Genomic DNA, 11205 nt, shown 5'->3' on the forward strand with positions numbered 1-11205 from the left:
GCCCAGTAGTGCCGCATTCGTGATGCGCCCGCGACCAGGGACGGTCGCCGCCGCGGCGCGCCTGCGGCGGCGCCGCCGCACGGGACACCGGGCCCGAAAGACCCCCGAAGGGGTGGCTGTTCGCACAGACCCGGGAGTGTCCGGCGGATCGGGAACGGCCGGACGATCGGCGAGGGCCGGGGCGCCGTGTCCGGAGCGAAGCGGACGGAAAATCCGGGGCGGGGCGGGCCGGCCAGGCCCCGTCGTACCGCCTGCGGATGACGCCGACCCGCCGGTGTGCCGCCCCCGGCCGGCAGACCGGCCCGCCGGACGCCCATCGCGAGCTGTAATGCCCGAGTAACGGTGCCTCCCTAACGTCCGGGCTCCCCCGTACCGTCCCTGGAGGAGCACCCCCGATGCACCTGCCCCGATCGTCCCGGCGCAGATCCGCCGCGCTGGTGGCCGCCGCGCTCACCACCGCCGGTCTGCTGATCGGCCCCCCGGCCGCGGCTGCCACCGACGCCGCGCCGTCCCCGAAGGTCGACTCCGCCCTGCGAGACGCCGTCGACGGCGGTGGCGAGGCGACCTTCTTCGTCACGCTGAAGGACCAGGCGGACCTGTCCTCCGCCAAGAAGCAGAAGTCCCACGCGGGCCGTGCGAAGGCCGCGTACGGCGAGCTGCGCGCACACGCCGAGTCCAGCCAGAAGTCGCTCAACTCTTTCCTCGACAGGGAGAAGGTGAGCCACGAAGGCTACTGGATCGCCAACACCGTCAAGGTGACCGGTGACCAGGGCCTGATCGACCGGCTGGCGAAGCGCTCGGACGTCGCGAGCATCGTCAAGGAGCGGCACTACCGGCTCGACGACAGCGAGACCTCCGACGCGAAGATCACCACGTCGCGCACGAACCCCTCCGCCGCGGGCTCGTCGGCCGAGCGCGCCACGGACTCCTCCGCGAACGGTGACACCACCCCCGAGTGGGGCGTCGCCGACATCAACGCCGACGACGTGTGGAACCAGTACGACGACCGCGGCGAGGGCATCGTCATCGCCAGCGTCGACTCGGGCGTGCAGTACGACCACCCCGACCTGGTGGCCCAGTACCGGGGCAACAACGGCGACGGCACCTTCACGCACGACTACAACTTCTACGACCCGTCCGGGACCTGCGCCGCCGACGGCACCCCGTGCGACAACAACGGTCACGGCACCCACACCATGGGCACCATGGTCGGCAAGAACGGCATCGGCGTCGCGCCGAACGCCAAGTGGATCGCCGCCAAGGGCTGCGAGTCGAGCCAGTGTTCGGACGAGTACCTGCTCGCCGCCGGCCAGTGGATCCTCGCCCCGACCGACCACAACGGGCAGAACCCGCGCCCGGACCTGGCGCCGAACATCGTCAACAACTCCTGGGGCGGCGACGACACGACGTTCTACCAGGACATCGTCGAGGCCTGGAACTCCGCGGGCATCTTCGAGGCGTTCGCGGCCGGCAACGACGGTGACGGCACCACCTGCTCCACCGCGCACGCCCCCGGCTCCCAGGTGACCTCCTACGGCGTCGGCGCGTACGACTCCACCGGCACCATCGCCAAGTTCTCCGGTTTCGGCCCGTCGCTGGTCGACGGTTCGGCGAAGCCGAACATCTCGGCGCCGGGCGTGAACGTCGAGTCGACGTGGCCGGGTTCTTCGTACAACACGGAGAACGGCACCTCGATGGCCACCCCGCACGTCGCGGCCGCGGCCGCGCTGCTGTGGTCGGCGGCCCCGTCGCTGATCGGTGACATCCAGGGCACGCGTGACCTGCTCAACCAGGGCGCCCGTGACGTCGACGACACCCACTGCGGTGGCACCGCCGGCATGAACAACGTCTGGGGCGAGGGCAAGCTCGACATCCTCGCGTCCGTCGACAAGGCCCCGCACACCGCCGGCACCGTCAGCGGCACGGTCACCGACAAGGCCACCGGCGCCGCCCTCTCCGGCGTCGTCGTCAAGGCCACCAACGCCACCTACGGCACCCGCACGGTCACCACCGGCCCCGACGGCACCTACCGCCTGTCGCTCAACCCGGGCTCCTACGACTTCGCGCTCAGCGGCTACGGCTACGCGACCGCCCAGGTCACCGGGGTCGAGATCACCCAGAACCAGGCCCTGACGCAGGACCTCGCGCTCTCCGGCGTCGCCTCGCACAAGGTCACCGGCACCGTCCTGGACGTCACCGGCAAGGCCCTGCCCGGCGCGACCGTCGAGCTGACCGGCTCCCCGGTCCCCTCGGTGGTCACCAACGCCAAGGGCACGTACACGCTGCCGAAGGTCGCCGAGGGTGCCTACACCCTGACCGTGAAGCCGACCGTGCCGGTCCTGTGCAACGGCGTCTTCACCGGCTCCACCACCGTCGCCGCCGCCGACCTGACCAAGGACGTCCGGGTCCCGGCCCGCACCGACGCCACCGGCAACAGCTGCGCCCCGGCCGCCTACTCCTGGATCGCCGGTTCCAAGAAGGTCGCCCTGACCGGTGACGAGGACGCCACGACGATCTCGCTGCCCTTCCCGGTCAAGCTGTACGGGGTCTCGTACTCCACGACCTCCGTCACCACCGACGGCATGCTGAACTTCCTGGCGCCGCGCGTCGGTGACTACGCGAACACCGCGCTGCCGACCGACTACAACCCCAACGGCTTCATCGCCCCGCTCTGGGACGACCTGACGCTCGACAAGAAGTCGTCCGTCCAGACCGCCACCACCGGCACCAAGGGCAGCCGCACGTTCGCCGTCGTCTGGAACGACGCGGCCTACGCGAACGGCCCCACCGGGCGCGCCACCTTCGAGGCCGTCTTCGACGAGGCCACCGGCGCGGTGACCCTCCAGTACAAGTCGGTCGCGGACCTGGGTGCGGGTGCCACCGTCGGCATCCAGAACCAGGCCGGTACCGACGCCCTCCAGTACGCCTACGACCAGTCGGTCATCACCGCCGGTTCGGCGATCCGCTTCACGCAGGGAGCCAAGTGATGAGAAACCTCCACTCGCGGCGGGGCCTCCAGCTCGCCTCCGCCCTGGTCGCCGCCGGGCTCTGCCTGAGCGTCGCCCCGCAGGCCCTGGCCGCCGACGACAGCGACGGCGTCCTGAAGCTGACGGCCGCCCAGGCCCAGCGGCTGACCGCCGACGTCGCCGTCGACCCGTACGGTGACGCGGCCGAGAACCAGGTCAGCCCCCAGGCCGAGGACGCGCCCGCGTCCGGCGACAGCACGGACGCGACGCCCTCCGGCTCCGGTTCCTCGCTGGACGGCGCGTCCACCGACTCCGCCGCCCCGGTCACCTTCACCGGCACGTCCTCCCTGGAGGGCGTGCGGGGCATGGGCGCGACCGTGCCCGTCGGCAAGAACGGCGACTACGTCACCGTCCACGGCCGGGGCAACGTGCAGCTGCACTCCGCCGACGGCGAGTCCGTGTGGGAGCGCACCAACACCTCGTACTACGCGGACTGGCAGGTCAAGCCGCTGCGCCCGTGGCAGACCGAGCCGTTCCCGGTGCGGATCATGATGGGGTACAACGCGGTCTCGCCGTTCACCCCGTCCTCCGACTCCGGCTACGCCACGGGCGACCTGACCGGTGACGGCGTCGACGACGTCGTCTTCTCGGCGAGCGTCGGCATCGCGTCCTACCGCCCGTTCACCTCGCCCGGCTCGTCGCTGCCCAACGGCACGTTCGTGACGATCCTCGACGGCAAGACCGGCAGGACGGTGTGGTCGAAGCTGTACGACTACGCCACCATGGTCAAGATCGTCGACGGCACGCTGCTCGTCGCCGACTCGCCCCGGATGAACATGAACTCGCCGGCCGCAGACACGGCGAAGCTGTACGGCATCCGCTTCTCGGCGGCGGACGGCAAGCTGACCCCGTCGTCCACGTGGACGTACGACACCGGTGAGGCGGGGGACTCCGCCTGGGGCGACATCCAGGACCTCGGCAAGGGCAAGGTCGCCGTCTCCTGGGACCGCGCGATGACCAGCACGGTGGAGGGCCGGGGTCACACCCTCGCCCTGAACGTGGCGGACGGCTCGGTCACCTGGCAGACCGACAGCGTGCTCTACAGCCGCCAGCTGCGCGTCGACACCGGCCGCAAGCGGCTCGTCGCCGTCGAGCAGTCCGACGTCAACGACGCGGTGAAGTACGAGATCGCCGCGTACGACCTGAAGACCGGCAACCGCTCGACGCTGGACAGCCGGGTCAACGTGCTGCCCACCGCCCTGACGGTCGGTGACCTCACCGCCAAGGCGGGCGCCGAGTACGCGGTCGCCGAGTCCTCCCTGGACAACTACCTCCAGGTGAACGCCAACACCGTACGGGTGGTGAACGGCGACGCCCCCGGCAAGCTGCTCTGGTCGCAGACGACCAAGCGCGACGCCGACAACGTAAGCAACGGGCCGAGCGTCTGGCGTCTCCAGGTCGCCGACGGCAAGCTCGTCGTCGCGGGCGACGACGACCGCGAGATCACCGCGTCGCAGAACCCGGGCGGCGCACGCTTCGGCGCGACGACCGTGTACTCGGGCAAGGGTGCCGTCCTCTGGCAGAACAAGGGCCTCGCCGGCGCGCCGATGTACCAGGACGTCTTCAGCGACGCCGCGGGCACCCACGTCCGTGTCATCGACCAGAGCCAGAACATCCGTACGTTCAAGCTCGGCAACGGCAAGCAGCAGAGCATCACGCCGCTCCAGGCGGACATCTCCTTCGCGCAGACCACCGACGTGAACAAGGACGGCACGTCCGACGTGGTGATGGCCGGTTCGTCGGACGGCGTGTGGGCCTACTCCGGTCCCTCGCTCCTCTCCGGCAAGCCCGAGAAGCTGTGGCGGGCCACCGTCCCCGGCGCCGTGCACGACATGCGAAAGGGTGACGTCAACGGCGACGGCAAGGACGAGATCGTCGTCGCCGCGGACTCCGCCGTCGTCGTCCTCAACGCCAGGAGCGGCAAGACGCTGGCCACCATCGACAGCGACGGCCAGTTCGTCCACTCCGTCGAGCTCGCCGACCTCGACGGCGACGGCGAGCAGGACATCGTCGTCCCGACGAACACCCTGAACGCCTACTACGGCGACGGACACAAGATCTGGTCGTTCGCCGCGCCCGAGGACCTCGGCGACGTGGTCTTCTCCGACCCGTCGGTCCAGGACGGCAAGGTCTACACCTCGTACTCCAAGGCCGACTCGATCGAACTGGCCGACCCGGCGGCGCACGCGGTCGCGCTCAACGCCAGGACCGGCAGGACGAAGTGGAGCATCGCGCCGAAGGCCCCGGCCGTCTCGACCGACGGGGTCATCCACGCCGCGCTCACCTACCGGGGCACCTTCGCCTCCCCGGAGATCCCGTACGCGGACGGCCACGCGGTCGTCTACACCTGGGACATCCAGTCGCAGGCCGGCGTCGGTGCCACCGACTCCAGCGGCCCGCACACGTACATGGAGATCCGTGACGGCCGCACCGGCGAGGTCGTGCACTCTGCGACCATGGGCGGTCTGTGGACGCACGGCGGCTTCTTCACCGACGGTGGCAGCCTGTACCAGGCAGGCATCTCGACCTTCCGCAGGTTCTCCGGCGAGGGCACCGAGGACGCCCTGGCCTCGGTGATCGGCCAGACCTACAACGGCGCCTTCGCCACCGGGCCCGGCGGCCGGAAGCTGCTGCTCGCCGGCAGCGAGGGCTCCATCTCCGCCTACGCCGGGGACGCGGACTTCTTCGAGAGCGGCCAGTCCTTCCAGTCGACCCTCGGCGACGCCGACCTGATCGGCGCCCGCAACTTCCTCGCCACCGACCTCGACGGCGACGGCACCGACGAGGTGGTCTCGCTCCAGGGTGACGACTACGGTCTCGACCGGCTCGCCGAGGACCTCGGCGGCCGCTACCTGCTCGACGACAACGGCATCCACCAGGTCGCGACGTACAAGCTCTCCTGACCCACGGGCTGACACCCCGACGTGAAACGGACCCCCGGGCCTCGCCCGGGGGTCCCCCGCGTGTTCGATTACAGTGCATCCTGATGAACGCGCAACGACCGGACAGCACGACTTCCGCCGCGCCGTTGCTGCGCCTGCACCTGCTCGGCGGATTCCACGCCACCCGCGACGGCGGCCCCGAACTCGCCGACCGGTGGCCGCGCCCCGGAGCCCGCGCGCTGGTGAAGCTGCTCGCCGTCGTGCCCGGCCACCGTCTCCACCGCGAGGAGGCCATCGCCGTCTGCTGGCCCGACGCCGGTCCGAAGGCCGCCGCCGGCAGCCTGCGGGTCGCCCTGCACGCCGCCCGCCGCGCCCTGGAACCCGAACTCGCTCCGCGCGCCAGCTCCTCGTACCTGGTCTCCGACGGGGCGCTCCTCCATCTCGATCCGGCCACCGTGTGGATCGACGCCGACGAGGCCGAGGCCTCGGCCCGCACCGCCCTCGCCGACGGCGGGGTCGACCAACTGATGGCCGCGATCGAACGGTTCACCGGCGAGCTGCTGCCGGAGGACCGGTACGCGCGCTGGGCCGACGACCGGCGTGGCCGGCTCACCCTGCTCCGCGAGCAACTGCTGCTCCGGCTCGCGGGGCAGCACCTGGAGCGGGGCGCACCGGCCGATGCGGCGGCCGTCGCCGGACAGGTCCTCGCGGGCAGCCCCGCCGAGGAGCTGGCCCACCGCGTCCTCATCGAGGCCTGGCTGCGCCAGGGGCTGCGGCGCCGGGCCGTGCACCAGTACCACGTGTGCCGCGAGGCGCTCGACACCGAACTCGGCGTGCGTCCCGGGCCGGAGACGGAGCGTCTGCACCGGGCCGCGCTGGCCGCCGCCCCCGCGCCCGTACCCGCCACTCCCCTGCTCCCGGCCCCGCTGCGGGCGGCGGCCGCCCCGCCGTTGCGGGGCCGCGACGCGGTGCTCGACCGCCTCCTCGCGGCGGACGGGCCGCCCCTCACCCTGCTCACCGGTGAGGCGGGGGTGGGGAAGACCCGACTGGTGGGCGAGGTGGCGCGACGGGCCGCCTCGGCCGGTACGGCCGTGCTCTGGGGCGGCGGCCAGGACGCCGGGGGACACACGCCGTACGGGGCGTTCGCGGAGGCGCTCGACGGCTGGCTCGCCGAACACAGCGCGGCCGAGCGGGCCCGGGTCGGCTCCGAGTACCCCGAACTCGCCGCGTTCCTGCCGTCGCTCGGGCAGGTGGGGACGACCGGCGAGCGCAGCCCGGAGGAGGAGCGGGACCGGCTGTTCCGGGCCAGCACGGCGCTCCTCGGCGATCTGGCGGCGGTCCGCCCGGTGCTGGTGGTGCTCGACGACCTGCACAGCGCCGACTCCGGCTCGTACCAGCTCCTCGGCCATCTGGCCCGGCGGGCCGTGCAGCGGGGGACGCCGCTGCGCTTCCTGGCGACCTACCGCGAGGAGGAGCTTCCCGACGGCGACGCGCGCCGTTCGGTCGTGGCCTCACTGATGCGCCAGCGCCTCTGCGTGCGCGAGGAGTTGGGGCGCCTCGACAAGGAGGCGTGCCTCGCGGTGGTACGGGACGCGGGAGGCGGGCCGCCCCACGGCGGCGGGGCCCGCCGGGTGTGGGAACTCTCCCTCGGCAACCCGCTGTTCGCCCTCGAACTCGCCCGCGACCTGCCCCGCGGCGACATGGGCGACTACGCCCCCGAGGGCGTGCGGGACCTGGTGGCCGACCGGCTCGAACGGCTCGACACGGACGCGCGCCGCCTGGTCGAGGCGCTCTCGGTCGCCGGCGGTGACGCGGCCCTCTCGGAACTGCTCGACGTCGCCGAGCACGGGCTGAACCCGCAGGTGTCCGGCGCGGCGGCGGCCGACGCCCTGGAGCGCGCCATCGCCGCCTCGCTCGTCGAGGAACGACAGCTGGTGGTGGCCGGACGGCCCGAGGCCGGGGTCGCCTTCCGCCATCCGCTGGTCCGGCTGACCTGCTACGAGCAGGTGACCGTGGTCCGCCGCAGGCAGTTGCACGCCGCGTTCGCGCAGGCGGTCCAGCGGCGGCGCCCTGACGCCGTCGACACCCTCGCCTCCCACTTCGCGCGCGCCGACGACCCGCGCGCGGCCGAGTACCTGCGCCGGGCCGCCGAACGGGCCGCCGCCCTGTACGCCAACGACGCCGCCGACCGCTACTACCGCGACCTGGTGGCCCGCCTCGACGTCGACGCGGCCCGCGCCCGGCTCGCGCACGCCCATGTCCTGCGCAGGATGGGCCACTTCGAGCAGGCCGCCGACGCGGTACGGCTCGCCCTGACCGAGTTCGAGCGGCGCGGCGACCACGACGACGCGGTCCTCGCGGCGGCGCTGCTCGCCGAGACGCTCGCCAAGACGAGCGGCCCGGCCACCGGCCTGCGGACCCTGCGGGACCACCCGGTGACCGAGGACACCGCGCCGGAACCGGCCACCGGCCACTTCCTCGCCCTCTCCCTCATCCGCTGCGTCCAGGGCCGGTACATGGCCGGAGCCGAGGCCGCCCTCGACGCCCTGGCCGCCGCCCGGAACGTGCCGGGGACCCGCGGGCAAGGCCTGTCGGCCCGCGCGTTCGGTCTGCGGGCCGCCAACCTCGGCCTCGCCGGCCACCTCGACCAGGCGCGCGAAGCGGGCGACCGGGCCCTGGCACCGGCCGAGGCGTACGGCGACCCGACGCTGCTCGGGACGGTCCTGTCGACGCTGCGGGAGAACGCGCGGCGGGCCGGCCGGCTGCGCGAGGCCGTCGAGATCGGCAACCGCGCGCTCGGACTGGCCAAACAGTCCGGCGACCCGACGGCCGCCGCGTTCGAGAGGGGCAACCTCGCCGAACTGCGGCTGCTCCTGGAAGAGCCCGAACCGGCCCGCGCGCTCGCGGAACAGGCCGTGGCGGGTGCGGAGGCGTACGAGGCCTGGTGCCTTCCGTACGCCCTGGCCACGATGGCACGGGTACGGGCGTTCCTGGGCGACCCCGCGGAGTCCGCCGCCCTCCTGGACCGCGCCGGAGCCGCGGCCACCGCCCTCGGCGACCGCCAGGCCGAGTACGAGGTGCGCACCGCGCGCGCCGAATCCGCCCTGCGCGCACGCCGCCCCGACGACGCGCTGCGCGCCCTGGACGGCCACACCGGCGACGCCCCGGTCCTGGTGGCCTGGGCGGAACTCCTGTCGGGGCGCCCCGAGAGCGCGACGTGCCTGGCCCGCGCCGAGGTGACCCGGTCCGAGCGCACCGGGGAGCGCCTCGCCGAGGTGGAGGCCCGGATAGCCCTCGGCACCGCCCTCTCCCGGCTCGCCCAGGAGCGGGAGGGCGCCAGGGAGCTGGCCCGGGCCGAATCCCTGGCCAGGACCCTGCCGTACCCGGCGGGAGCCCGCAGGACCGAGCGGGCGCGGGCGTTGCTGCGCGAGGCGCCTCGCGGGTGACGCCGGACCCCACCAGGGCCGGGACGCGCGCGAGGCGCCGGCCCGGCCCGCGGGTGGGGCGGAGCCGCTACTTGTTCGGCTGACGCTTCCAGGGCCCCGTGATGGCGAGCATGATGCCGGGGGTCTGGATGTTCGCGAAGAGGGTCTTGCCGTCGGGCGAGAAGGTGACGCCGGTGAACTCGCTGTACACGGGCGCCTCGGCCGTGCCCTCGTTCAGGTCGTTGCGCGCGATGGGGTAGGTGGCCCCGCTGTCGGTCGCCCCGAAGAGGTGCTGGACGCCCTCGCCGTCCTCGGCGATGACCAGGCCGCCGTACGGCGAGACGGTGATGTTGTCCGGGCCGTCGAAGGCGCCGTCCTTCGTCGGGTCGGGGTTGACGCCGAGGAGCACCTTGAGGGTCAGGGTGCGGCGCTTGGTGTCGTAGAACCAGACCTGGCCGTCGTGCTGGACGGGGCTCTCCGCGCGGGCGAACGAGGAGACGACGTAGACGCCGCCGTCGCTCCACCACATGCCTTCGAGCTTGCGGGCGCGGGTGACCTCCGTGTCGGTGAACTGCTTGCGCACGGAGACGGTCTTCGCGTCGCGGTCCGGCACGTCGACCCAGTCGACGCCGTACACGGTGCCGATCTTGGTGGCGCGGGACAGGTCGTCCACGAAGGCGCCGTTCTTGTCGAAGGCCTTGAACGCCTGGAGGACACCCGCGTCGTCGGCGAGCGTGCGCAGCTTGCCGCGGCCGTGCTTGAAGCCCTGCGGCGGGACCCAGCGGTAGAAGAGTCCGTTCGGGGTGGCCGCGTCCTCGGTGAGGTAGGCGTGGCCGCGCTGCGGGTCGATGACGACCGCCTCGTGGGCGTACCGGCCGAAGGCCTTGACCGGGCGCGGGTCGCGGTTGGCGCGCCGGTCGTAGGGGTCGACCTCGAAGACGTAGCCGTGGTCCTTGAGAAGGCCGTTCTTGCCCGCCTTGTCCTCGGTCTCCTCGCAGGTCAGCCAGGTGCCCCACGGGGTCGCGCCGCCCGCGCAGTTGGTGGACGTACCGGCGATGCCGACCCACTCGGCGGTGTGGCCGCCCTGGCGGGTCTCCACGACGGTGCAGCCGCCCGCCGCGATCGGGTCGTAGACCAGGCCCTCGACGAGCGGGACGGGGCGCGCCCAGCCGTCGCGGGTACCGCTCAGCTCGTGGTTGTTGACCAGGAGGGTGACGCCGCGCGGGCCCTCGAAGGCGGCGGTGCCGTCGTGGTTGGAGGGAGTGGTCTCGCCCGACTCCAGCTTGGTGACACCGCTGTGCGTGATGATCCGGTACGAGAAGCCGGCGGGCAGCGCCAGGATGCCCTTCGGGTCGGCGATCAGCGGGCCGTAGCCGGGAGCCTTGGAGTGGCCGTGGCCGTCGTGGCCATGACCGTGGCCGTGCTCGTCGTGACCGCCGTGGCCGGGTCCGTCGTGCTCCGCGGCGAGGGCACCGGGCGCGGTGGCGAGGGTGGCGACCGCCCCGGTGAGGGCGATGCCGGCGCCGGCGACGGCGGACTGCTTGGTGAATTCCCTGCGCGTGAACGACATGACGGGCTCCTGTGCGGTGTCCGGTACGTTGGCGCGCCCACGGTCCCGGCTGCGGGCGAACTCCACATGAACCGAAGGCGACTTGTAGGCACACCCTTGCCGTGCAACGGACGCCTCGGCACACGGCGCAGGCTCGTCCGCGCCCCCGCTCCCCGGCAGCCCGTCCTCGCGACCGTCCCGGCGCCGGCTGCCGCGCGCAACGGCGCACGGCAGCCGGCGCCCCCTCAGGACCCCGCGCGGGGGCGGGCCGTGAAGGCCCCCGTGCGCGCGTCCATAGCCGGCGTATTGTGGCCGTGCAGCCC

Annotated in this window: 4 protein-coding genes; 3 read left to right on the forward strand and 1 reads right to left on the reverse strand. The window is 73.0% G+C overall.

Annotated features, from left to right (window positions below; translation table 11 throughout):
- Nucleotides 1-395 precede the first annotated feature (395 nt).
- The 3 genes from ACFWEP_RS24445 (at nt 396) to ACFWEP_RS24455 (ending at nt 9354) form a co-directional block, all read left to right on the forward strand.
- Nucleotides 396-2987, forward strand: coding sequence for a S8 family serine peptidase (locus tag ACFWEP_RS24445; protein ID WP_387372889.1), 2592 nt, complete (start codon nt 396-398; stop codon nt 2985-2987).
- Nucleotides 2987-5929 (forward strand): FG-GAP-like repeat-containing protein, encoded by a 2943-nt coding sequence (locus ACFWEP_RS24450; RefSeq protein WP_387372891.1) that lies wholly within the window; start codon nt 2987-2989, stop codon nt 5927-5929. The genes ACFWEP_RS24445 and ACFWEP_RS24450 overlap by 1 nt, the downstream gene beginning before the upstream one ends.
- Before the next feature lie 83 nt (nt 5930-6012).
- Nucleotides 6013-9354 (forward strand): ATP-binding protein, encoded by a 3342-nt coding sequence (locus tag ACFWEP_RS24455; protein ID WP_387372892.1) that lies wholly within the window; start codon nt 6013-6015, stop codon nt 9352-9354.
- Nucleotides 9355-9421: 67 nt separating this feature from the next.
- On the opposite strand, the gene ACFWEP_RS24460 is transcribed toward ACFWEP_RS24455, so the two are convergent.
- Nucleotides 9422-10903 (reverse strand): alkaline phosphatase PhoX, encoded by a 1482-nt coding sequence (locus tag ACFWEP_RS24460; protein ID WP_387372894.1) that lies wholly within the window; start codon nt 10901-10903, stop codon nt 9422-9424.
- Nucleotides 10904-11205 lie beyond the last annotated feature (302 nt).

The sequence above is a fragment of the Streptomyces sp. NPDC060198 genome (genome assembly GCF_042728415.1).
GTDB lineage: Bacteria > Actinomycetota > Actinomycetes > Streptomycetales > Streptomycetaceae > Streptomyces.

Bases quoted from the DNA above. Each gene is read 5' to 3' on its own strand.
- ACFWEP_RS24445 (WP_387372889.1), top strand. From the start codon at position 396: ATGCACCTGCCCCGATCGTCCCGGCGCAGATCCGCCGCGCTGGTGGCC.
- ACFWEP_RS24450 (WP_387372891.1), top strand. From the start codon at position 2,987: ATGAGAAACCTCCACTCGCGGCGGGGCCTCCAGCTCGCCTCCGCCCTG.
- ACFWEP_RS24455 (WP_387372892.1), top strand. From the start codon at position 6,013: ATGAACGCGCAACGACCGGACAGCACGACTTCCGCCGCGCCGTTGCTG.
- ACFWEP_RS24460 (WP_387372894.1), bottom strand. From the start codon at position 10,903: ATGTCGTTCACGCGCAGGGAATTCACCAAGCAGTCCGCCGTCGCCGGC.